Origin of the sequence: Citrobacter sp. Cpo074 (genome assembly GCF_030332745.1) — a bacterium.
Taxonomy (GTDB): domain Bacteria; phylum Pseudomonadota; class Gammaproteobacteria; order Enterobacterales; family Enterobacteriaceae; genus Citrobacter; species Citrobacter portucalensis.
This window is the reverse complement of the sequence record NZ_JAOWHG010000027.1, coordinates 189,538-211,559: the sequence shown is the minus strand read 5'-3', so window position 1 is coordinate 211,559 and position 22,022 is coordinate 189,538. Positions and strand designations below refer to the sequence as shown.

The window sequence follows — 22,022 nt, the reverse complement described above, 5'->3', positions numbered from 1 at the left end:
TATTTTTCAGTTCCGCTGGCTTTGCTTTTTATGGATTCTGGATTACATATAAATATATAAATAAAACAATACGTTCAGCCATAATCACCCTGAATGAATCATGGCTACCCTTACTTTTGAGGCTTTATGCGCTTTAAACGGGATAGTACACATCATGAAAGACGTCCGGGAGCTGGTTACGTTGTATAGCTATGTGGGCACTCATAACCCCTACTGGCGTTTGTCAGAGGATTGCAACATCCTGCATTTCTCTATTGACGAAACAGCAGACGCTGAGCAGACCATCGAATTATCACCCGAGCAGGCCGACCGCATTCGCGAGATGACGGTAATTACGTCAAGCCTGTTGATGACGTTACCTATTGAAGATGACGATATTCCGGTACATTTGGTCGGGCGGAAAATCAATAAGCGCGAATGGGCCGGCAGCGCATCAGCCTGGGATGACACCCCTTCCGTCGCACGCGATCTGGCTCAAGGTCTCTCTTTTGCCGAGCAGGTGGTTTCAGAAGCCAACTCCGTTATTGTCATTCTTGACCGCATGGGCAACATTCAGCGTTTTAACCGTCTGTGCGAAGAGTACACCGGACTCAGAGAACGTGAAGTCATTGGCCAAAGCGTATTCACACTGTTTATGAGTCGACGTGAAGCCGCAGCCTCCAGACGCAACATCGAGGTCTTTTTTCGCGAAGGCAACTCATATGAAGTCGAACGTTGGGTGAAGACCTGCAAAGGTCAGCGCCTGTTTCTTTTTCGCAATAAGTTTGTACATAACGGTAGCGGCAAGAACGAAATATTTCTGATCTGTTCCGGCACCGATATCACTGAAGAACGCCGCGCGCAGGAACGCCTGCGTATGTTGGCTAATACCGACTCCATCACCGGATTACCGAACCGTAACGCCATTCATGAGCTAATAAGCGACGCGATTGAGAACGCAGGTGATACTCAGGTTGGGATTGTATATCTCGATCTGGATAACTTCAAAAAGGTGAACGATGCCTACGGGCATATGTTTGGCGATCAGCTATTACAGAGTGTGTCGCTTGCAATCCTCAGTTGTCTTGACGACAACCAGCTATTGGCTCGGTTTGGCGGTGATGAATTTATCGTCCTTGCCACCGAAACGTCCCAGAGCACTCTGGAAGCTACCGCATCGCGCATTCTGACACGCCTGCGTCAGCCCTTTCGCATTGGCCTGATTGAAGTCTATACAGGCTGCTCTATTGGTATTTCCCTTGCTCCACAGCATGGTCAGGACTGCGAGAGCGTCATTCGTAACGCCGATACGGCCATGTACACCGCGAAAGAAGGCGGCCGCGGACAGTTTTGTGTTTTCTCTCCGGAAATGAATCAGCGGGTATTTGAATACCTGTGGCTGGATACTAACCTGCGCAAGGCGCTGGAAAACGATCAACTGGTTATCCATTATCAGCCAAAGATAACCTGGCGAGGCGAAGTGCGCAGCCTGGAGGCGCTGGTACGCTGGCAGTCTCCGGAACGCGGCCTCATTCCACCACTGGAATTTATCTCCTACGCCGAAGAATCAGGGCTTATCGTTCCGCTGGGTCGCTGGGTTATTCTGGACGTTGTGCGTCAGGTCGCAAAATGGCGCGCCAAGGGAATCAATCTGCGCGTGGCGGTAAACGTTTCTGCCCGCCAGCTCGCCGATCAGACGCTATTTACCGATCTCAAACAGGTGCTTCATGAACTCGACTTTGAATATTGCCCCATCGATGTCGAGTTAACGGAAAGCAGTTTGATTGAAAATGAGCAGTTGGCACTGTCCGTCATTCAGCAGTTTAGCCAGTTGGGGGCGCAAATCCATTTGGATGATTTTGGTACTGGATATTCGTCACTGTCTCAACTGGCCCGCTTCCCGCTTGATGCAATTAAACTGGATCAAACCTTTGTCAGGGATGTACACAAACAACCTATTTCGCAGTCGCTGGTACGTGCCATTGTTGCGGTCGCACAAGCACTCAATCTGCAGGTCATCGCCGAAGGTGTTGAAAGCGCGAAAGAGGATGCGTTTTTAACCAAAAATGGTGTCAACGAGCGTCAGGGTTTTTTGTTTGCCAAACCAATGCCAGCGGCTGCATTTGAACGTTGGTATCGACGACATCTGAATAAAAAAACGCGCTAATGCTGTGGGATCAAACGTCGTTAATAGCCATAAATGGACATTACGTAACGATCCTATCTGCATGTAATCACAGAATATATAATATTCTTCTATCATTGATAGTTAATACTATTTTTCCCTTCTCTTTTGCCATGAAATTCTGCATCATGAAATTCAAACTCTATTGCCATTAGGATGATAACCATGTCTGATATCGACGCTCAGCGTCTGGCCGAACGCATTGATACCGTGCTGGATATCCTCGTTGCAGGTGATTACCACTCAGCCATCCACAATCTCGAAATTCTGAAGGCTGAGCTGCTAGACACGGCCAAAGAAGATGCCGAATCTTTGCCCAAAAAGCACAAGGCTCCCTGGGAGATCTGATGACATTAACCCTTTAATGTCGCTGCTATAAGCAAACTGCGTATTAAGCAGTTTCCGTTTAATTTCCGATACGATATCGCAATAAAATTAATATTATGAATTCCCGACAACAATCTATTTTGCAGATGGTGACTGATAAAGGTCAGATGAGCGTTGCCGAACTGGCAAAAATCACCGGTGTCTCGGAAGTGACGATTCGACAGGATCTGAACACACTGGAAAAACAGAGTTATTTACGCCGTGCGCACGGTTTTGCCGTTTCATTGAACAGTGATGATGTGGAAACGCGCATGATGACTAATTTTACGCTGAAGCGTGAACTGGCCGAATTTGCCGCATCTTTGGTAAGCCCTGGCGAGTCCGTATTCATTGAAAACGGCAGCAGCAATGCGCTCTTGGCCAGAACGCTGGCGGAGCAAAAAGATGTCACCATCATTACCGTCAGCAGTTATATAGCCCATCTGCTGAAAGAAACCCCCTGCGAAGTGATTCTCCTTGGCGGCATCTATCAGAAAAAAAGCGAAAGCATGGTGGGGCCCTTAACTCGCCAGTTCATCCAGCAGGTACACTTCAGCAAGGCCTTTATCGGCATTGATGGCTGGCAGGCTGACACCGGCTTCACCGGACGCGACATGATGCGTTCTGATGTGGTTAACGCGGTGCTGGAAAAAGGTGCAGAAGTTATTGTACTTACTGACAGCTCAAAATTCGAAGCCATTCACCCTTACACGCTGGGTCCATTAGAGCGATTCAGCCGCGTAGTCACGGATTCCAGACTCAGCGCCAGCGTACAAATGCAGCTCGAGCATTCAGGATTAACCGTCAATATCATTGATGCGCACGCATAAAATCTTCAGCAGATGATTTGTCAGTCGGCAAATCATCTCCTCTCTGAGAGTTATCTGACAGTCCAATTAAGACTTTTTACCTGTCGTTAACAGGATTAAGTCGTAAAATTAATGTTAGCGATATAACAGGAACGAACCTCCAATCTCAGGATAGTGTTTGTCATGCCTTCGCTAAACGGTTTCACGGAAATATCTTCGTTAGCCTAAATTTAGCGCTACTCTTAAAGAACACTGGATTCCGTGAATCAATAATTCAGGAGAAAGTATTATGTTAGTAACGAGCAAAAAAATGACCGCTGCCATTTTGGCAATTACTCTGGCAATGTCGCTGAGTGCCTGCTCTAACTGGTCCAAACGTGACCGTAACACCGCAATTGGTGCTGGTGCTGGTGCAATCGGTGGTGCAGTCCTGACTGACGGCAGCACGCTGGGCACGCTGGGTGGTGCTGCAGTAGGTGGTATTATTGGCCACCAGGTGGGTAAATAATTTACGGTTAAACGGCTCGATATAATAATACGTTTACTTTTTCAGGTCTGTATTATTAAAAAGCCACGGAAAAATTCCGTGGCTTTTTTTATTAACCGCCAGCCAATTTAACTTTCATTCCTTTGGCTTCCAGCAGCGATTTAATCAGGTCGCGTTTATCACCCTGTATCTCAATCACGCCATCCTTCACTGCCCCGCCGCAACCACATTTTTTCTTCAGTTCCGCAGCTAATTTGGTCAGTTCAGCATCGTCCTGATCTATTCCAGTAATCAGGCACACGCCCTTACCTTTGCGGCCACTGGTCTGTCGCTGGATACGGACAATGCCATCGCCTTTGGGACGCTCTGGGACGGCTTTCGGTTCATCAATACGCCCGGTGTCAGTTGAGTAGACCAGACGAGAATTTGAGTCGTTCATTTACGCACCTCGTTTCAGGGAGGCATTGATCATCTTCAGCGTCTGAGCCGGATCTGCCGACTGTGTGACCGGACGACCAATAACCATATAATCCACGCCAGCTGACTGTGCCTGTTCCGGCGTCATAATGCGACGCTGGTCGCCTGCCTCGCTACCTTCAGGGCGAATACCCGGCGTAACCAGTTTAAATGCCTGGCCAAACGCCTGCTTGAATCGCACTGCTTCCTGCGCTGAGCATACAACGCCATCCAAACCACAATGTTGGGTTAAGCGCGCCAGCCTTTCCGCATGCTCCGCAGGTGACAACGTCACGCCAAGGTCGGCAAGATCGCTGGCTTCCATACTGGTCAGAACTGTTACTGCAATCAGCAGCGGCGCATCCTTGCCAAAAGGCACCAGGGCTTCACGTGCAGCGGTCATCATACGCGCCCCACCTGAAGCATGAACGTTAACCATCCACACACCAAGCTCGGCAGCTGCCGCAACGGCATGCGCGGTAGTGTTGGGAATGTCATGAAATTTCAAATCAAGAAAGACGTCAAAGCCACGCTGTTGTAGATCGCGAACCAACTGAGGCCCAAAAAGCGTGAACATCTCTTTGCCCACTTTCAAACGGCAATCACGAGGATCAATTCTGTCGACAAAAGCTAATGCTTTATCACGATTGGAATAATCGAGAGCGACAACGACAGGAGAATCAGTAACAGCACGAGAAGAAGATGAAGCAGTAAACGTCATGACCAGACCTTCCTGAGGATGGGCGCCATCGGCGGCGCAAAATGGGTAAACGGCGTGCATTCTACCTGCGGCAATAGAAAATTAACAGGCGCGATTACATTTCTGCCAGGCGAATTTGGCAACGGGGTTGAGGATGGATTGGTTACACATCATTAGTATGTTGTAACTAAAGTGAAGTTTTTTTAAAAATTACAGCCCATCAAGTCCACGAATAGGCTTAATGGTTGACCATGAGCGACAGGATGGGCAGTGCCAATACAGTGTATATGCGGTAAATCCGCACTTCTGGCAACGATACCGAGGCTTGCTGCGCACCTGCTCTCCGACCATATCGCGCAGAACCATCAGGCTCTCTTTCGCGCGCCCTTCTTCTGCTTCGTTAAGATGGTAATCCATCAACTTGTGGAACACGCGCATCGTAGGATGGCGTTGTAGCTGGCGGGTAATATAAACCTGAGCGGTATCAGTCCCCTCACGCGCTTCAAGAATATCGGCCAGCATCAGCTCTGCGGCGGCGCCAGTATTCTCCTCAACGGCCCGACGTAAAAACTCGGCCCACTCATCGTTTTTCCCCAGATGCTGGTAGCAGCTTTGCAGCATTTCCAGCGTTTCGCTGACCAGTTCTTTATCCTGAGAAATCACGCGTTGTAGACATTCAACGGCCTTCGCGTAATCGCCTTTCACCATGTACACACGGCCCATCATGATGGAAACACGGGCACTGTTTTTGTCTGCCGCAGCCCCTTTTTTCAACAGCGTCATGGCGCGATCCATATCGTCGCTGCCCATCTGCTGTAAGGCCAGTTCGCAGTAGAAGTGAGCTATCTCGATACGTTGTTTATCTTTACCGAGCTTCACCAGACGTTCTGCGACATCAATCGCTTTCTGCCATTCACTGGTCGCCTGATAAATTTGCAGCAGTTGCTGTAATGCACCGACGCGAAAATCTGTTTCATCGGTAAGCTGATTAAACATGTCTTCCGCGCGGTCGTACAGACCTGCGGCCATGTAGTCGCGCCCCAGTTGTTGTACGGCCAACAAACGCTGCTCGTAGGTTAGCGAAGCACTTTCCATTAACGTTTGATGGATGCGGATTGCGCGGTCGACTTCACCGCGCGAGCGAAACAGGTTTCCGAGGGTGAGATGAGCCTCAACGGTGCCCGTATCCTCTTTTAGCATATCGAGGAACAGATCCACCGCTTTGTCTTGTTGGTTGCTCAGAAGGAAGTTAACCCCGGCGACATAGTCACGGGAAAGACGGTTAGCTTCATCCTGCTTGGTTTGTTGCGCACTTCTGCGACCCATATACCACCCATAGGCAGCGGCTACAGGCAAAAGCAGAAACAACAACTCCAACATAAATAATTATTCCTTCACAACCGACGAATCGGCAGAAACCGCAACGTCGGTCGCAGGCGTAAGCTGGTTTTCCAGTCGTTTGATTTTACGTTCGGCGCGCGCAAGAGACACACGAACCTTCAGCCAGAAAAGGCCGCAAATTAACCAACCAATCGCAAAACCTGCGGCAAACAATACAGCAAGCAGCGTAGAGATACGATACTCACCCTGAGCCAGCAGGTAATTAAACGTAACCTGTTGATCGTTTTGCGCACCTAATGTCACCGAAATAACAAAAATCGCCAACACCAGTAAGAAAATGAGTAAATATTTCACATTACTTCCCGTTATGTGGTTTAAGCGAATAAATCGTGTACAACTTACCGCGTTGAGCCCTTTAAATTACCATTTTCACACCGAGTGCGAAACGGAAAAGCGCTTTCCCCTTTCTGATTTAAGGGCAAAATTCGAAAAATCAATCATGGCTAACTTTCTTGTTCACGCTGAGCGATTTCTTTTTCCTCCTGCACAGGTGGCGTTAATGGCCCGCATACCCGCTGCGCAAGCCATGTCGCCAGTGTTACCAGCAACCATGAAATCAGCGTTGCAACGACCAAATCACGGGGCCAGTGCATGCCTAATAGCAAGCGACTCCCCATAACACCCGTAGCCCAGATAAGTAAAAACACAATCGTCAGCGTACGTCGGCGTGGCCATAACAGCCCTACTGCAAGTAAAGCCCAACTGGCGGCAAACATCGTATGCCCTGACGGAAAGGCAAACCCTGTTTCTTTTTGCCAGTGCTTACGTAGAAACGTCGGAATATCCTGTTGTTCGGCCAATTGCTCTTTAACTAAGTGACCACGATCTTTACGTTTTAAAGTGTAGAACTCATCAACCGGAATATGGTGCGTTTTTTCCAGCCACACGACAAAGGGCCGAGGTTCCTGCACCCTGTCTTTAACCCAGGACTTCACGCCCTGACCGACTAAAATTGCCGCAGCCAGGATCGCAAACAGCATTACCGCAGCTTTCAGACGAAAACGCAGACACCACAGAAACCATGCACAGAGAACAACGTGAGTGATAATGCCCCACGGCTGCGTCACCGTTTCCGTTATCCAGTACAGAGATTTTAGCCACCAAACGTTATGTCCCGGCTGCCAGCTCCAGCCCGATACCCATACGGCAACCGGCATAATAAGTAGCAGCCCGGCCCCGACCGCAGTGCGCTTTGCAATTGACAGCATTGCCTCTCCTTTCGTCGATAAGTCTCACAATCATAACTGAAAAAAGCGCATGCCGGGGAAATTGACAATTTTGTGCCATTCCAAAAGCGAATCCGTTGTCGCGATTAGGTGAACATCGTTGCCTTATGGCAAAATAGTGCAATATAGAACAGAAGCCAACAGGCGACGGCACGACAGTGCCAGCATAATCTGGAGAATTACATGCAGCTTAAACGTGTGGCAGAAGCCAAACTGCCAACCCCCTGGGGTGATTTCCTGATGGTGGGATTTGAAGAACTGGCAACCGGACACGATCACGTCGCACTGGTTTTTGGCGATATCACAGGCCAAACGCCTGTCCTGGCGCGTGTCCACTCCGAATGTCTGACTGGCGATGCATTGTTTAGCCTGCGTTGCGATTGCGGTTTCCAGCTCGAAGCGGCTCTCACCCATATTGCTGAAGAAGGGCGCGGTATCCTGCTTTATCATCGTCAGGAAGGACGCAATATCGGCCTGCTCAATAAAATCCGCGCCTACGCGTTGCAGGACCAGGGTTATGATACCGTTGAAGCTAACCATCAGTTGGGCTTTGCGGCAGATGAGCGTGATTTCACGCTGTGTGCGGATATGTTCAAGCTGCTTGGTGTGGACGAAGTTCGTTTGCTGACCAATAACCCGAAAAAAGTGGAAATTCTGACCGAAGCGGGAATCAACATTGTTGAACGCGTGCCGCTGATTGTGGGTCGTAACCCGAACAATGAACATTACCTGGACACCAAAGCCGCCAAGATGGGACATTTGCTGGGCAAGTAATAGTTGTTACCGCCGATAAAAAAGCCTGCTCTCGCAGGCTTTTTACTTCTAGCTCAACATATTACGAATCACGTAGTGCAGAATGCCATCGTTTTGGTAGTACGTTAGCTCCGTCGCGGTATCGATACGGCAGCGGCATAAAACCACCTCTTTACGTCCATCCGAGCGAACCATACTCACCGGCACTGTTGCTCCCGGTTTGATGTTTTGCAGATCCGTAATATCGATCGCTTCCTCACCGGTTAGTCCCAGCGTTTTACGCGTGACGCCCTGCGGGAATTCCAGCGGTAAAATCCCCATACCAATCAGATTAGAACGGTGAATTCGCTCAAAGGACTCTGCGATAACCACGCGAACCCCCAGCAAGCGCGGGCCTTTCGCCGCCCAGTCGCGGCTGGAGCCAGAGCCATACTCTTTCCCGGCAATAACCGCCAGGGGAATATTCTCTTGTTGATATTGCATAGCCGCATCATAGATAGCCACTACCTCAGTTCCCGGCAAATGACGCGTCATCCCACCTTCCACGCCGGGTACCATCTCATTGCGAATACGAATATTGGCAAAGGTACCACGCATCATGACTTCATGATTCCCGCGTCGTGAACCGTAGGAGTTAAAATCTTTACGCTCCACGCCGTGGCTTTGCAGATAACGCCCCGCCGGGCTGTCCGGCTTAATACTACCTGCAGGAGAAATATGGTCAGTGGTGACGGAATCTCCAAGCATTGCAAGGATACGCGCACCATGAATGTCCTGGACCGGATCCGGCGTCGCCTGCATACCATCGAAGAACGGCGACAAACGGATATAGGTTGAGTCAGACTGCCAGCCATAGGTATCAGCCCGATCAACCTGGATTGCTTTCCATTCCGGCGTGCCTTCAAACACTTCAGCATACTCTTTATGGAACATGGCGGTAGAGACCTGCTCCACGGCACGGGCAATTTCCTGAGCCGTCGGCCAGATATCTTTCAGATAAACGGGATCGCCCTTTCTGTCATGCCCTAACGGATCTTTCGTCAGATTGATATTCATATTCCCCGCCAGCGCATAGGCCACCACCAGCGGCGGAGACGCCAACCAGTTGGTCTTCACGAGCGGATGGATACGCCCCTCAAAGTTTCGGTTGCCGGAAAGCACAGCACCAACGGTGAGGTCGCCTTTTTTGATAGCTGTCTCGATAGGATCGGGTAACGGTCCCGAGTTACCGATACAGGTGGTACAGCCATAACCTACAAGGTTAAATCCCAGCTCATCAAGGTATGGCGTGAACCCTGCCTGCGCCAGATAATCAGACACCACCTTCGATCCTGGCGCCAGCGAGGCTTTCACCCACGGCTGAGGTTTCAGACCAAGCGTCACTGCTTTTTTCGCCAGCAGCCCCGCCGCCATCAATACGCTTGGGTTAGAGGTGTTGGTACAGGAAGTGATCGCTGCAATAACCACAGCACCATCCGGCAGCTGGTACTGGTGACCGTTCATTGTATAATCCACTGGCTGGCGATCTTTCAGCGAGCTATTCACTTCGAGTTCATTACTCGCCGAAAACGCTTTCGGGACATCAGCCAGTGCCACCCGATCCTGCGGACGCTTCGGTCCGGCAAGACTAGCTTCCACACTGCCCATATCCAGCTCCAGTGAACTGGTAAATACGGGTTCATCCCCCGGATTACGCCACATTCCCTGCGCTTTGGCATAGGCGCTGACCAGCTCAACCTGCTCCTCACTGCGCCCACTCAGACGCATATATTCAAGAGTGATGCTATCTATCGGGAAGAAACCGCAGGTTGCGCCGTATTCCGGTGACATGTTCGCAATGGTTGCCCGATCGGCCAGCGGTAAGGTGTCCAGCCCATCACCGTAGAATTCAACGAATTTACCGACCACGCCGTGCTTACGTAGCATCTGGGTGACGGTTAAAACCAGGTCAGTAGCGGTGATGCCTTCCCGCAGTTTGCCCACCAGTTTGAAGCCCACAACATCCGGGATAAGCATAGAGACCGGTTGACCCAGCATTGCTGCTTCAGCTTCAATGCCTCCAACGCCCCATCCCAGCACACCGAGACCATTAATCATTGTCGTATGGGAATCGGTTCCGACCAACGTGTCAGGGTAAGCCACCCACTCACCGTCCTGTAACTCGCTCCAGACGGCTTTGCCGAGGTATTCAAGGTTAACCTGGTGGCAAATCCCCGTTCCTGGTGGTACAACGCTGAAGCGACTAAATGCCTGCTGTCCCCATTTCAGGAACACGTAACGCTCATGGTTACGTTCCATTTCCAGGCGAACGTTTTCTTCGAAAGCATCATCATCACCAAAACGGTCCACCGTTACCGAGTGGTCAATGACAAGATCCACTGGCGAAAGCGGATTCACTTTTGCCGTATCCCCACCCAGACGTTTCACCGTTTCGCGCATGGCGGCCAGATCGACCACCGCCGGCACGCCGGTAAAATCCTGCATCAGAACACGAGCGGGTCGATAGGCAATTTCACGATCGGCATGGGCAGTCTTCAGCCAATGCGCGAGCGCATGAATATCATCTTCGGTTACGGAATTACCATCCTGCCAACGAAGCAGGTTTTCCAGTAACACTTTCAGCGATTTGGGTAGTCGGGTGATATCACCCAGTGATTTAGCGGCCAGAGGTAAACTGTAGTAGCGGTAGGTTTTATCTTTAACCTGCAATGTGTCCTTACTGGCTTCTCGTAGGGTCGACGACATAGCTCCTCCTTAAATGACAGGGTTGGATCCCCTGATTTCCTCAGGGTTAGTATTAAAGATAACACAAACAAAATGTAACGCTTTGATAACAACTCAAATTGATAAAAGTAGCGCGCGATACAAAAGCGCGAAGTGAGGTCAATGGTAGGGAAGAAGGTCTAGCCGTGTAGATTAATAGGATGAATATTCAGCAGGCAATAGCGCAATCGATAATACGTTGATTAGGTGGCTGATGGTGAATACATGGGATAAACAATTCGATATTTAAGGCCACGAGGTAATCGTTATTATTATAAAATACGTACGAATTATTGTTTCTGTTCATCATCACCGGTTAACAGATCAATAAACGCCCGTTGTTCAGGAGAAAGATTCCAGGATTCGGGTATCTTTGGCTCCTTCTCGGCGACGGTTTTGCTCTCTTGCTCATGGTCATGAGACGCTGGCGTCACGGTAGAGTGCTGCTCCGGTGCGGACATACTTACCCCCACACGTTCCAGGCCACGAGTGCGACAATAATCCAGAATATCGCAGAGCCAAGAAACACGGCGAACCAGGCTTTACGTTTCATCGCGGGATCCCGGCGTGCAGGCTGGTTTCCTGAAGGCATCGCTAACCTCATACTATCGAAATCACTTATCATTTAGGCACCAAACAATTGGTACAATTAATCATCAGATAGGAGGAATCCTAATAAAAAAGGCAAAAAAAAGCCAGTTAATTTTCGGAGTCGATCTGATAAATAAATCAATTGTTTGATCAATTATGAATATTTGAGCGTGATTTTTGGCAAGCTGACTAATTTGAAACTACTTTAGAGAACTTTTTCCATAAATAATATATGGTTAATATATAGGAGGAGAAATAATGAATTCAGACTCCCCCGTCGGTATCACTTTATGCTTACAGATACCGACGAGGTAACAACCGTTATTATTTCTCAGGCAATTTAATATCTTTAAACATGGCTTCAATATCATCGTTGGAACGCAGCGCCACCGCCGTGTCCACCACATCACGCGTCAGATGCGGCGCGAAACGTTGAATGAAATCATACATGTAACTACGTAAGAAGGTGCTGCGACGAAAACCAATTTTGGTGGTGCTATGGCTGAAGATATCGTGCGCATCCACACGTACCAGGTCAGGATCGGAAACAGGATCAACCGCCATACTGGCAATTACACCCACGCCGAGACCCAGACGGACATAGGTTTTAATAACATCGGCATCGGTCGCGGTAAAAACAATACGCGGCTCCAGACCCGCACGGTTAAACGCGGTGTCCAGCTCCGAACGCCCGGTAAATCCAAAGGTGTAGGTCACCAGTGGATACTGTGCCAGTTCCTCAATAGAAACCGAGGATTTTCCCGCCAGCGGATGATCCGGCGTGACGACAATCGAACGGTTCCAGTGGTAGCAAGGTAACATCACCAGATCGTCATACAGATGCAGGGCTTCCGTCGCGATGGCAAAATCCGCATTCCCTTTCGAGACGGCTTCGGCAATTTGCGTCGGCGATCCCTGATGCATATGCAATGAAACACGAGGATATCGCTCAATAAAACCCTTAATCACGTTCGGCAAAGCGTAACGTGCCTGGGTGTGCGTGGTGGCGATATATAGCGAGCCTTTATCCGGCCAGGTATGTTCGCCAGCAACGGACTTAATAGCATCTACCTTAGACAGTACTTCGCGCGCAATACGGATGACTTCCTGCCCCGCTGGCGTAACCTGGGTCAGATGCTTACCACTACGGGCGAAAATCTGGATGCCAAGTTCATCTTCCAGCATACGAACTTGCTTACTGATACCGGGCTGAGAGGTATAAAGCCCTTCCGCCGTTGAGGAGACATTAAGGTTGTGGTTCACCACCTCAACAATGTAGCGAAGCTGCTGTAATTTCATGTTATGCCATCCCGATTCGCGCCATCAAATCATCGTTTCAGTGCAGGCTCGTGGGCGCTGCTAATACGATTTAATAATAAAAAGTCTGTTAACTATAACCACTATATCATTTATATGTACGCTGTATAGGTATGACAAAAAATAATATGCCAGAAACAAAAAGGGCCGCTTACGCGACCCTTTGAGGAGAAATTCAGCCGTAACGCTGTTATTTCTTCCCTTCTACCCATTTACCGTCAACGAAGAACGCGGACCAGCCAGTCGCCTTACCGTCTTTCTCAGCGGCAACGTATTGCTGCTTGGTTTTACGGCTGAAACGAACCATAGACTTGTTACCATCCGGGTCTGTTTGCGGCGCATCTGCCAGATAACGCAGTTTTTCCGGCAGGCGATCGCGGAAGCGATACAACTCTTCCACCAACGGCGCACGAGTCTCACGTGATTTCGGGAACGTATTGGCCGCCAGGAAGATACCTGCAGCACCATCACGTAACACGAAATACGCGTCAGATTTTTCACACGGCAGTTCCGGCAGCGGAACCGGATCTTCTTTCGGCGGAGCAACTTCACCGTTACGCAGGATCTTACGGGTGTTTTTACACTCGTCGTTAGTACACGCCATGTACTTGCCGAAACGTCCCATTTTCAGGTGCATTTCAGAACCACATTTTTCGCACTCTACGATAGGACCGTCATAACCCTTGATACGGAATTCACCCTCTTCGATCTCGTAGCCGTCGCAGGTTGGGTTATTACCACACACATGCAATTTACGCTTAGGATCGATGAGATAACTATCCATTGCCGTACCGCACTTCTGGCAGCGGCGTTTGGCGCGCAATGCGTTCGTTTCCGCGTCATCGCCTTCCAGCACGTTCAATACTTCGTTTTCCGGCACCAGGTTAATGGTGGTTTTGCAACGCTCTTTCGGGGAAAGTGCGTAGCCGGAGCAACCAAGGAAAACGCCGGTACTGGCGGTACGAATACCCATCTTGCGTCCGCAGGTCGGGCAATCAATGCTGGTCAGCACCATCTGGTTTGGACGCATACCGCCTTCTTCAGGATCTTTCTCGGCTTTATCTAACTGCTGAGTAAAATCAGTGAAGAAGTTGTCGAGTACGCCCTTCCATTCGGCTTCGTGATTCGCCACCTGGTCGAGGCTGTCTTCCATCTGCGCGGTAAAATCGTAGTTCATCAGCTCGCGGAAGTTTTCTTCCAGACGATCGGTGACGATTTCACCCATTTTTTCAGCGTAGAAGCGACGGTTTTCAACGCGAACATAACCGCGATCCTGAATCGTAGAGATGATCGACGCATAGGTGGATGGACGACCAATGCCACGCTTTTCAAGCTCTTTAACCAGCGAAGCTTCACTGAAGCGCGCAGGCGGCTTGGTGAAATGCTGCGCAGGTGTCAGCTCGATAAGCGTCAAGGTATCGCCTTTGTCCACCGCCGGTAAGATGCGATCTTCATCGCCCTTACGCAGCGCTGGCATCACTTTGGTCCAACCATCGAAGCGCAGAATACGACCACGCGCTTTCAGACGGAAATCACCCGCACCCACGGTCAGGGTGGTAGAGTCATATTTCGCTGGCGTCATCTGACAAGCAACAAACTGGCGCCAGATAAGCTGATACAGTTTTTGCGCATCGGCTTCCATATCTTTCAGCGACTCCGCTAGTACGGCGACATCGGAAGGACGGATAGCTTCGTGTGCTTCCTGCGAGTTCTCTTTGCTGGCGTACTGGTTCGCGCTCTCCGGCAAATATTTTTTGCCAAAATTATCACTGATGTAATCGCGAACCATGGTGACAGCATCCTGGCTCAGGTTGGTTGAGTCAGTACGCATGTAAGTGATGTAACCCGCTTCATACAAGCGCTGCGCCATCATCATGGTTTTCTTCACACCAAAGCCCAGACGCGTGCTCGCAGCCTGCTGTAGCGTGGAGGTAATGAACGGTGCGCTCGGCTTGCTGCTGGTCGGTTTATCTTCACGTTCCAGGACGCTATAGCGCGCTTTTTCCAACAGGCTAACCGCGGCAAGCGTTTGTTCCCGATTTACAGGACGGAACGGTTTATCATTTTGATGCGTCACCTCAAGCGGCAACGCGTCACCGCCCGGCGTGGTCGTGTTAGCATCAATTTCCCAGAACTCTTCTGGAACAAATGCTTTGATTTCGCGTTCACGCTCAACCACCAGACGCACAGCCACAGACTGTACGCGACCGGCAGACAGACCACGCGCAATTTTTTTCCACAGCAGTGGCGACACCATATAGCCCACCACACGGTCCATAAAGCGGCGCGCCTGTTGCGCATTAACACGATCGATGTTCAACTCGCCCGGTTTTTCAAACGCCTGGCGAATAGCATTTTTGGTAATTTCGTTAAACACCACGCGGCTGTAGCGGGTGTCGTCGCCACCGATGACTTCCCGCAGGTGCCATGCAATGGCTTCCCCTTCGCGGTCAAGGTCGGTTGCGAGATAGATGTGGTCGGCTTTTTCAGCCAGTTGCTTCAGTTCAGAAACAACTTTCTCTTTACCAGGCAGCACTTCATAGCGCGCATCCCAGTTGTGCCACGGGTCAACACCCATACGGTTGACGAGAGCGCCACGTTCATCCTTTTTGGGCTTTTTAGCCGTTTTGGTGGAGGTTGAGTCGGCGCTCTTTTTAGTTGCTGAGCCACTGGTCGGCAAATCACGGATATGACCGACGCTGGATTTCACCACGTAGTCATTACCCAGATACTTGTTGATCGTTTTGGCTTTTGCCGGGGACTCAACGATGACAAGAGCTTTACCCATATTCACCTTTACCTAATTTGATTCTTCCAGAATGCGTCGCACGTTGATTCACCTTCCACTGGCGACGAGACATCGATATGGTCTCTGCGTCGGCGGATATCAACCCCTTAAACTGTTTCGCGCTTGTAATGTAACTCTCATGTAACTGAGTTAACAGGCTTTTTTTCTCACAAACGCTCTAGCACGACGAAGTATTGGTCGAATGTCAAGCAAATCTGTTGCCAGATTGACGAAAGCGTCACACTGTACCTGATAAAATGCGTTACGCAACTTTATTAGCATGCAAAAACAAATCTCGCCAGTTGTAACACTGTCGTAAAACCTTCATTTATGTCAGGGAATATTTGCCCATAAGGCGGGCTCAGCGTAGACTAATGTCCTTGTTTAAGGAGTAAATCATGCATAAAGACACTCAACCCATCGATCGCGAAACACTGCTGATTGAAGCCAACAAAATCATTCGTGAGCATGAGGACACGCTGGCGGGGATTGTCGCCACCGGCGTTACGCAGCGAAACGGCGTGCTGGTTTTCAGCGGAGATTACTTTTTAGACGAGCAAGGGCTACCAACGCCCAAAAGTACGGCTGTGTTTAATATGTTTAAACACCTGGCGCACGTACTTTCTGAAAAGTATCACTTGATCGATTAACTCGAGAAATAATTTGCCGGATGGCGGCAACACCTTATCCAGCCTACATTGATGCCTATTTGTAGGCCGGATAGGATATGTGAGCATCGCTATCCGGCAATGACAATTTTACATCAGTGGCTTCTGCCCCCGCTGCCACCAGCGCATCAGCAAACGATCGGCGCTCTCCGCCGCACTACCGGTAAAACGATCCATCAGCTTTTTACGCTGCAGATAGCGAACGTTCAACACTTCACGACCTTCCATCAGCCCGAGGATCACCTCATCGCTGGTGTTGATCTCATCCACCAGCCCATTTGCCAGCGCCTGTTGACCAAACCAGTGTTCACCCGTGGCAACCTGCTCAATGTCCAGAGTCGGGCGCATACGATGGACAAAATCTTTAAACAAATGATGTGTTTCGTTCAGATCTTCACGGAATTTCTGCCGCCCTTCTTCCGTGTTCTCGCCAAGCAGCGTCAGCGTACGCTTGTACTGTCCGGCGGTGTGCAGTTCGATATCAATATCTTTCCCTTTCAGGAAGCGGTTAAAGTTCGGGATCTGCGCCACCACGCCAATTGAGCCGACGATAGCAAACGGCGCCGAAACAATTTTATCTGCCACGCAGGCCATCATATATCCGCCGCTCGCAGCGACTTTATCTACCGTGACGGTCAGTGGGATCTGCTTATCGCGCAGGCGTTGTATCTGGGACGCAGCCAGGCCATAACCATGTACCACACCGCCCGGGCTTTCCAGACGAACCACCACCTGATCCTGAGGTTTAACAACCGCCAGCACCGCCGTCACCTCTTCGCGTAATGCGCTGACCTCATGGGCATCCATACTGCCTTTAAAATCAAGCACCCATACACGAGGTTTATCTGATGACGTACTGTCACCCAGTTTTGCTTTTGCCTTGGCAGCCTTCGCCTCCAGCTTCTGTTTCTTTTTCTGCGCCTTATGCCAGAATTTTTGCTGATGCCCATCCAATAAGGCCAGCGACAGGTCTTCCTTCATCTCTTTATATTGATCGCTGAGGTTAATAACCCGCAATTCCCCACGCTGACGTTTGCGTTGTGTCGCGTTTACGATCAGCATCACCACCACTGCAATAGCCACCACGACAGTGACAATTTTTGCCAAAAACAGCCCATATTCAGACAACAATTCCACGAGACCCACCTTGGTTAAACAACGCGACTTCCGCTCAGTGTACAACAGGCGTGTCACCTCGTCTTGCTTCATACATCCAGTGCTGAATCAGTAAAAAGCATGACAAAGCGTTCATTTTGCGGTGTTATTGCCTTTGGCTGATTGAAAAAGAACAGGGTTTAAGGCATAAAGCCCAAAAGTTATTGCGAACGAGATGGCCAGGGCGTCGCCGAGGAGTAGCCGTGCATTACCAACCTAAACAAGACCTTTTACAGGGCCGCATTATTCTTGTCACCGGTGCCAGCGATGGTATCGGACGCGAAGCCGCGCAGACCTATGCACGCTATGGCGCGACCGTTATCCTGCTTGGGCGTAACGAAGAAAAACTGCGTCAGGTTGCCCGCACTATCGCCGATGAAAACGGAACACAACCACAGTGGTTTACACTGGATTTACTGACCTGTACCTCTGAAGAATGTCACCAGCTTGCACAGCGCATTGCCGCACATTTCCCGCGTCTGGATGGCGTACTGCATAACGCCGGATTACTCGGCGATATTTGCCCAATGAGTGAACAAAACCCGCTGGTCTGGCAGGATGTGATGCAGGTAAATGTGAATGCCACTTTTATGCTGACTCAGGCATTGCTGCCGTTGTTACTCAAATCCGATGCCGGATCGCTGGTCTTTACCTCTTCCAGCGTTGGCCGCCAGGGACGCGCCAATTGGGGTGCATATGCCACCTCAAAATTTGCAACCGAAGGGATGATGCAGGTTCTGGCTGATGAGTATCAAAACCGTCATCTGCGCGTAAACTGTATCAATCCTGGTGGAACACGAACTGGCATGCGAGCCAGTGCATTCCCCACGGAAGATCCACAAAAATTGAAAACTCCCGCCGATATTATGCCGCTCTACCTGTGGCTGATGGGCGATGACAGCCGCCGTAAAACCGGTATGACTTTTGACGCCCAGCCGGGCCGTAAACCAGGAATTGCCCAATGAGTGAAGAACGCTATCAGCAACGTCAACAGCGCGTAAAAGATCGGGTTGACGCACGCGTTGCCGCCGCTACGGACGAGCGCGGGATCATCATCGTATTCACCGGAAATGGTAAGGGTAAAACCACCGCCGCATTCGGTACCGCCACGCGCGCGGTGGGCCACGGTAAAAAAGTCGGCGTCGTACAATTTATTAAAGGTACGTGGCCAAACGGAGAACGTAACTTACTTGAACCCCACGGCGTAGAGTTTCAGGTTATGGCAACAGGATTTACCTGGGAAACGCAAAACCGTGAGTCCGACACCGCGGCCTGTATGGCCGTGTGGGAACACGGCAAGCGGATGCTAGCCGACGATGAACTGGATATGGTGGTGCTGGACGAGCTGACCTATATGGTGGCATACGACTATCTGCCGCTTGAAGAGGTCATCACTGCCCTAAACGCGCGCCCTGCCCATCAAACGGTGATTATCACCGGCCGTGGATGTCATCGCGATATTCTGGAGTTAGCGGATACGGTCAGCGAGCTGCGCCCGGTCAAGCATGCGTTTGAAGCGGGCGTGAAGGCCCAGATAGGGATTGATTACTGACAGTAGGCCGGATAAGGCGCTTGCGCCGCATCCGGCTCCACGCTAACGCCTGATGGCGCTTTGCTCATCAGGCCTGGTCATAATTAACCGTTGTTGCTACGACCTCCCGGACGACGGCTGCTACCGACCTGTGAGTGGCGCTTCACCGCACGACGGATCTGATTTGCCTTCATGCGACGACGATCTTTCTCGACGGCAACTTTAGATGTCGTTTCCGGCTTCAGCTCCACCAGTTCACGCAGATAGTTGGTCTGCGCGAGGTCAAGCTCGGTCCAGCCACCACGCGGCAGGCCTTTCGGCAGCGGGATATCACCGTAACGAACACGAATAAGACGGCTTACCTGTACACCTACAGCTTCCCACAGGCGACGGACTTCACGGTTACGCCCTTCGGTCAGCGTGACGTTATACCACTGGTTGATCCCTTCACCACCGCTGAATTTGATCGTTTTAAATGCCGCCGGACCATCTTCCAGCTGTACGCCACGACTCAGATCGCGCAGTTTGGCATCATCAACCTGACCAAACACACGTACCGCATATTCACGTTCAACTTCACGGCTTGGGTGCATCAGACGGTTAGCCAGTTCACCATCGGTGGTAAACAGCAGTAAACCGCAGGTATTCACGTCCAGACGCCCTACGGCAATCCAGCGCGCATCACGCAGTTTTGGCAAACGATCGAACACGGTCGGACGACCTTCCGGGTCGTTACGGGTACACAGTTCACCTTCTGGCTTGTAATAGGCCAGAACGCGGCAGATTTGCTCCGCAGACTCTTTAACCGAAATCAGATGACCGTCGATACGGATTTTCAGACCCGGAGTGACTTCAACGCGATCGCCGAGCGTGGCAATTTTGCCATCAACGCTCACGCGACCCGCGGCAATAATAGATTCGATTTCACGGCGAGAACCGTGGCCAGCGCGCGCCAGCACTTTTTGTAACTTTTCGCTCATAGAGCTTCCTTTAGATGTCGCCTTCACAGGCGTCGAACAGGAGAATCAACGGCGCCAGTCAGCGCCATTTTAAGGCCGCGTAGTATAGCGGTTCGCGCCCTTATAAGAAAGGTTTAACGTCGCCGACGCCTTCACGCAACACCACCGGAGAATCGTCGGTTAAATCGATGACCGTGGTCGGCTGCTGGCCGAGATAGCCACCATGGATAATCAAATCCACCAGTTTTTCCAGACGGTCTTTAATTTCTTCCGGATCTGACTCGGTAAATTCACTGCCCGGCAGCATCAGCGATGTAGAGAGCATCGGCTCGCCCAGTGCTTCCAGCAGCGCCAGCGCAATCGGATTCGATGGCACACGCAGGCCGATGGTCTTACGTTTTTCCTGCAACAAACGGCGCGGAACTTCTTTCGTCCCTTTCAGGATGAAGGTGTAGTTACCCGGCGTGTTGTTTTTAATTAAACGGAATGCCACGTTGTCGACAAACGAATAGGTCGACAGTTCGGACAGGTCACGACACATCAGCGTAAAGTTGTGTCCGTCCGGCAGGTGACGGATGCGGCAAATGCGCTCCATGGCGCCTTTATCTTCAATTTTGCAGCCCAACGCATAACCGGAATCGGTTGGATAGACGATCACCCCACCTTTACGCACGATTTCAACGGCCTGATTGATCAGTCGCTGCTGCGGGTTTTCGGGATGAATATAAAAAAACTGACTCATACTTTCCTCTCTGTGATCGCGGGCTGCTCCCAAAGTTGCCAGACGCCTTCTACGCCTGCGGGCAACCAAAGTTTACGGCCCAACTCAATCCATGGGCAGGGTAGATGAAAATCAGACCCTTGCGATGCCCACAGTTGATGCGAACGCGCAAGCGTCGCCAGATGGGTGCGTTCATTGGGAGACTGCTGGCACTGTGCTACTTCCATCGCGTCGCCGCGATGTTCAGCAAAATGTGCAACCAGTCTTTTCAGCCACTTAGCGCTAAGATCGTACCGCCCAGGATGAGCCAGAACAGCCTTACCGCCAGAATGATGAATGACATCAATAGCTTGTTCTATTGTACACCACTGTGGCGGAACGTAACCGGTTTTCCCACGGGCAAGATACTTTTTAAAGACATCCGCCATGGTTGTGGCTTTTCCACATTCCATCAGGAAACGTGCAAAATGGCCCCGCGTAACCGCCCCGCCATCAGCCAGGCGTAACGCCCCTTCCCACGCGCCGGGGATATGCGCTTTGTCGAGTCGTTCAGCAATCAGGCGTGCACGCTGCTGACGACGTTCCGTTTGTTGCGCCAGAAACTCACACATCATGGGATGGGCGATATCAATGTTCAGACCCACTATATGGATCTCATGGTTTTCCCAGACCGTTGATATCTCGACGCCAGGGATCAAATTTAAGGCTAAACCTGAACGTGAAATTTCTTCTCTTGCCGCCGCAATGCCGGCCGTGGTGTCATGATCGGTGATCGCCAGTGTACCGACTCGCATCTCTACCGCACGGTGTACTAAGGCTTCTGGCGTTAATCGCCCATCGGAGGCTGTAGTATGACTGTGCAGGTCATAAATCACTGCGTAATTCGTGTCGCTCAAGGCGGCTCCCGTTTCAATAAATGTCGTATCACGCCCATCATAGCGGTTTCGACAAATATACTGAAATCAGGTGTTGACTTTATTCCATCGAACTAGTTAACTAGTACGCAAGTTCACATGAAGAAGGTATCTGAGATGAAAGCAACATTTGTTCTGCACGGTTGGTGGCGCACTTCCTGATTTCGGGCAGTGTCTTACGTCTGCAATATGCAACCAGATACCCGGCCCGCCAAATGAGCGGGCTTTTTTTTGAACAAAATTAATGAGAATA

General features: G+C 50.6%; 23 protein-coding genes and 1 other annotated feature. Of the genes, 9 read left to right on the top strand and 14 right to left on the bottom strand.

What is annotated here, in order from left to right; all coding sequences use genetic code 11:
• Positions 1 to 154 precede the first annotated feature (154 nt).
• From pdeR to osmB, 4 genes are all read left to right on the top strand, one after another.
• Positions 155 to 2,146, top strand: coding sequence for a cyclic di-GMP phosphodiesterase (pdeR, locus tag OGX83_RS05620; RefSeq protein WP_008784927.1), 1,992 nt, complete (start codon positions 155 to 157; stop codon positions 2,144 to 2,146).
• A gap of 183 nt (positions 2,147 to 2,329) precedes the next feature.
• A complete protein-coding gene (locus tag OGX83_RS05615; protein WP_003833313.1) occupies positions 2,330 to 2,512 on the top strand; it encodes a YciZ family protein in 183 nt (60 codons plus the stop codon).
• A 95-nt stretch (positions 2,513 to 2,607) separates the two neighbouring features.
• On the top strand, positions 2,608 to 3,360 hold the full coding sequence (gene yciT, locus OGX83_RS05610; RefSeq protein ID WP_003020580.1) for a DNA-binding transcriptional regulator YciT: 753 nt from the start codon (positions 2,608 to 2,610) through the stop codon (positions 3,358 to 3,360).
• 268 nt (positions 3,361 to 3,628) lie between these two features.
• Positions 3,629 to 3,847, top strand: a complete 219-nt coding sequence (gene osmB, locus OGX83_RS05605) for an osmotically-inducible lipoprotein OsmB (protein ID WP_003020583.1) — start codon at positions 3,629 to 3,631, stop codon at positions 3,845 to 3,847.
• A 91-nt stretch (positions 3,848 to 3,938) separates the two neighbouring features.
• Here the strand turns inward: osmB and yciH are convergent, their stop codons facing one another.
• The 5 genes from yciH to pgpB form a co-directional block, all read right to left on the bottom strand.
• Complete coding sequence (yciH, locus tag OGX83_RS05600) at positions 3,939 to 4,265, bottom strand: stress response translation initiation inhibitor YciH (protein ID WP_003833315.1); 327 nt, start codon at positions 4,263 to 4,265, stop codon at positions 3,939 to 3,941.
• Positions 4,266 to 5,003 carry an orotidine-5'-phosphate decarboxylase gene (pyrF, locus tag OGX83_RS05595; RefSeq protein ID WP_003833316.1) on the bottom strand — a complete coding sequence of 246 codons (738 nt, stop codon included), beginning with the start codon at positions 5,001 to 5,003 and terminating at the stop codon, positions 4,266 to 4,268.
• A 189-nt stretch (positions 5,004 to 5,192) separates the two neighbouring features.
• Positions 5,193 to 6,362 (bottom strand): lipopolysaccharide assembly protein LapB, encoded by a 1,170-nt coding sequence (lapB, locus tag OGX83_RS05590; RefSeq protein WP_003833317.1) that lies wholly within the window; start codon positions 6,360 to 6,362, stop codon positions 5,193 to 5,195.
• Positions 6,363 to 6,368: 6 nt separating this feature from the next.
• Complete coding sequence (locus tag OGX83_RS05585; RefSeq protein WP_003020595.1) at positions 6,369 to 6,677, bottom strand: LapA family protein; 309 nt, start codon at positions 6,675 to 6,677, stop codon at positions 6,369 to 6,371.
• Between the two features lie 149 nt (positions 6,678 to 6,826).
• Entirely contained in the window at positions 6,827 to 7,591 is a 765-nt protein-coding gene (gene pgpB / locus OGX83_RS05580) for a phosphatidylglycerophosphatase B (protein ID WP_003833318.1), read from the bottom strand.
• Between the two features lie 201 nt (positions 7,592 to 7,792).
• Between pgpB and ribA the strand changes: the two genes are divergently transcribed.
• Positions 7,793 to 8,383, top strand: a complete 591-nt coding sequence (ribA, locus tag OGX83_RS05575; RefSeq protein WP_003020601.1) for a GTP cyclohydrolase II — start codon at positions 7,793 to 7,795, stop codon at positions 8,381 to 8,383.
• A 48-nt stretch (positions 8,384 to 8,431) separates the two neighbouring features.
• On the opposite strand, the gene acnA is transcribed toward ribA, so the two are convergent.
• The 5 genes from acnA to topA form a co-directional block, all read right to left on the bottom strand.
• A complete protein-coding gene (gene acnA, locus OGX83_RS05570; protein ID WP_057067364.1) occupies positions 8,432 to 11,107 on the bottom strand; it encodes an aconitate hydratase AcnA in 2,676 nt (891 codons plus the stop codon).
• A 308-nt stretch (positions 11,108 to 11,415) separates the two neighbouring features.
• Positions 11,416 to 11,586: a YciX family protein gene (locus tag OGX83_RS05565; protein WP_165755481.1), complete on the bottom strand. Its 171-nt coding sequence runs from the start codon at positions 11,584 to 11,586 to the stop codon at positions 11,416 to 11,418.
• Positions 11,587 to 11,588: 2 nt separating this feature from the next.
• Complete coding sequence (locus OGX83_RS05560; protein ID WP_213732144.1) at positions 11,589 to 11,729, bottom strand: YmiA family putative membrane protein; 141 nt, start codon at positions 11,727 to 11,729, stop codon at positions 11,589 to 11,591.
• A 311-nt stretch (positions 11,730 to 12,040) separates the two neighbouring features.
• Positions 12,041 to 13,015: an HTH-type transcriptional regulator CysB gene (gene cysB, locus OGX83_RS05555; protein ID WP_003020610.1), complete on the bottom strand. Its 975-nt coding sequence runs from the start codon at positions 13,013 to 13,015 to the stop codon at positions 12,041 to 12,043.
• 208 nt (positions 13,016 to 13,223) lie between these two features.
• Positions 13,224 to 15,821, bottom strand: coding sequence for a type I DNA topoisomerase (topA, locus tag OGX83_RS05550; protein WP_003833325.1), 2,598 nt, complete (start codon positions 15,819 to 15,821; stop codon positions 13,224 to 13,226).
• Positions 15,822 to 16,219: 398 nt separating this feature from the next.
• Between topA and OGX83_RS05545 the strand changes: the two genes are divergently transcribed.
• Positions 16,220 to 16,471, top strand: a complete 252-nt coding sequence (locus OGX83_RS05545) for a YciN family protein (RefSeq protein WP_003020616.1) — start codon at positions 16,220 to 16,222, stop codon at positions 16,469 to 16,471.
• A 108-nt stretch (positions 16,472 to 16,579) separates the two neighbouring features.
• Here OGX83_RS05545 and sohB read toward each other — a convergent pair whose 3' ends face one another.
• Entirely contained in the window at positions 16,580 to 17,626 is a 1,047-nt protein-coding gene (gene sohB, locus OGX83_RS05540) for a protease SohB (RefSeq protein ID WP_286587508.1), read from the bottom strand.
• Positions 17,627 to 17,847: 221 nt separating this feature from the next.
• On the opposite strand from sohB, the gene OGX83_RS05535 reads away from it, so the two are divergent.
• Entirely contained in the window at positions 17,848 to 18,609 is a 762-nt protein-coding gene (locus OGX83_RS05535) for a YciK family oxidoreductase (protein ID WP_048216262.1), read from the top strand.
• Entirely contained in the window at positions 18,606 to 19,196 is a 591-nt protein-coding gene (gene cobO / locus OGX83_RS05530) for a cob(I)yrinic acid a,c-diamide adenosyltransferase (RefSeq protein ID WP_003833333.1), read from the top strand. The genes OGX83_RS05535 and cobO overlap by 4 nt, the downstream gene beginning before the upstream one ends.
• Before the next feature lie 83 nt (positions 19,197 to 19,279).
• Here cobO and rluB read toward each other — a convergent pair whose 3' ends face one another.
• The 3 genes from rluB to rnm form a co-directional block, all read right to left on the bottom strand.
• Positions 19,280 to 20,155: a 23S rRNA pseudouridine(2605) synthase RluB gene (rluB, locus tag OGX83_RS05525; RefSeq protein WP_003020625.1), complete on the bottom strand. Its 876-nt coding sequence runs from the start codon at positions 20,153 to 20,155 to the stop codon at positions 19,280 to 19,282.
• A 100-nt stretch (positions 20,156 to 20,255) separates the two neighbouring features.
• A complete protein-coding gene (locus OGX83_RS05520; RefSeq protein WP_003833336.1) occupies positions 20,256 to 20,876 on the bottom strand; it encodes an L-threonylcarbamoyladenylate synthase in 621 nt (206 codons plus the stop codon).
• Complete coding sequence (gene rnm / locus OGX83_RS05515; protein WP_060682125.1) at positions 20,873 to 21,751, bottom strand: RNase RNM; 879 nt, start codon at positions 21,749 to 21,751, stop codon at positions 20,873 to 20,875. Before rnm ends, OGX83_RS05520 begins: the two co-directional genes overlap by 4 nt.
• 135 nt (positions 21,752 to 21,886) lie before the next feature.
• Here rnm and trpL point away from each other — a divergent pair, with 135 nt between their 5' ends.
• Positions 21,887 to 21,931, top strand: a complete 45-nt coding sequence (trpL, locus tag OGX83_RS05510) for a trp operon leader peptide (RefSeq protein ID WP_012905981.1) — start codon at positions 21,887 to 21,889, stop codon at positions 21,929 to 21,931.
• Positions 21,908 to 22,002: a sequence feature (Trp leader region), on the top strand. It overlaps the preceding gene by 24 nt.
• Positions 22,003 to 22,022 lie beyond the last annotated feature (20 nt).

What these genes read in the sequence shown, in the direction of transcription:
- pdeR (WP_008784927.1), top strand. Translation starts at nt 155, where the DNA reads ATGAAAGACGTCCGGGAGCTGGTTACGTTGTATAGCTATGTGGGCACT.
- OGX83_RS05615 (WP_003833313.1), top strand. Translation starts at nt 2,330, where the DNA reads ATGTCTGATATCGACGCTCAGCGTCTGGCCGAACGCATTGATACCGTG.
- yciT (WP_003020580.1), top strand. Translation starts at nt 2,608, where the DNA reads ATGAATTCCCGACAACAATCTATTTTGCAGATGGTGACTGATAAAGGT.
- osmB (WP_003020583.1), top strand. Translation starts at nt 3,629, where the DNA reads ATGTTAGTAACGAGCAAAAAAATGACCGCTGCCATTTTGGCAATTACT.
- yciH (WP_003833315.1), bottom strand. Translation starts at nt 4,265, where the DNA reads ATGAACGACTCAAATTCTCGTCTGGTCTACTCAACTGACACCGGGCGT.
- pyrF (WP_003833316.1), bottom strand. Translation starts at nt 5,003, where the DNA reads ATGACGTTTACTGCTTCATCTTCTTCTCGTGCTGTTACTGATTCTCCT.
- lapB (WP_003833317.1), bottom strand. Translation starts at nt 6,362, where the DNA reads ATGTTGGAGTTGTTGTTTCTGCTTTTGCCTGTAGCCGCTGCCTATGGG.
- pgpB (WP_003833318.1), bottom strand. Translation starts at nt 7,591, where the DNA reads ATGCTGTCAATTGCAAAGCGCACTGCGGTCGGGGCCGGGCTGCTACTT.
- ribA (WP_003020601.1), top strand. Translation starts at nt 7,793, where the DNA reads ATGCAGCTTAAACGTGTGGCAGAAGCCAAACTGCCAACCCCCTGGGGT.
- acnA (WP_057067364.1), bottom strand. Translation starts at nt 11,107, where the DNA reads ATGTCGTCGACCCTACGAGAAGCCAGTAAGGACACATTGCAGGTTAAA.
- OGX83_RS05565 (WP_165755481.1), bottom strand. Translation starts at nt 11,586, where the DNA reads ATGTCCGCACCGGAGCAGCACTCTACCGTGACGCCAGCGTCTCATGAC.
- OGX83_RS05560 (WP_213732144.1), bottom strand. Translation starts at nt 11,729, where the DNA reads ATGAGGTTAGCGATGCCTTCAGGAAACCAGCCTGCACGCCGGGATCCC.
- cysB (WP_003020610.1), bottom strand. Translation starts at nt 13,015, where the DNA reads ATGAAATTACAGCAGCTTCGCTACATTGTTGAGGTGGTGAACCACAAC.
- topA (WP_003833325.1), bottom strand. Translation starts at nt 15,821, where the DNA reads ATGGGTAAAGCTCTTGTCATCGTTGAGTCCCCGGCAAAAGCCAAAACG.
- OGX83_RS05545 (WP_003020616.1), top strand. Translation starts at nt 16,220, where the DNA reads ATGCATAAAGACACTCAACCCATCGATCGCGAAACACTGCTGATTGAA.
- cobO (WP_003833333.1), top strand. Translation starts at nt 18,606, where the DNA reads ATGAGTGAAGAACGCTATCAGCAACGTCAACAGCGCGTAAAAGATCGG.
- rluB (WP_003020625.1), bottom strand. Translation starts at nt 20,155, where the DNA reads ATGAGCGAAAAGTTACAAAAAGTGCTGGCGCGCGCTGGCCACGGTTCT.
- OGX83_RS05520 (WP_003833336.1), bottom strand. Translation starts at nt 20,876, where the DNA reads ATGAGTCAGTTTTTTTATATTCATCCCGAAAACCCGCAGCAGCGACTG.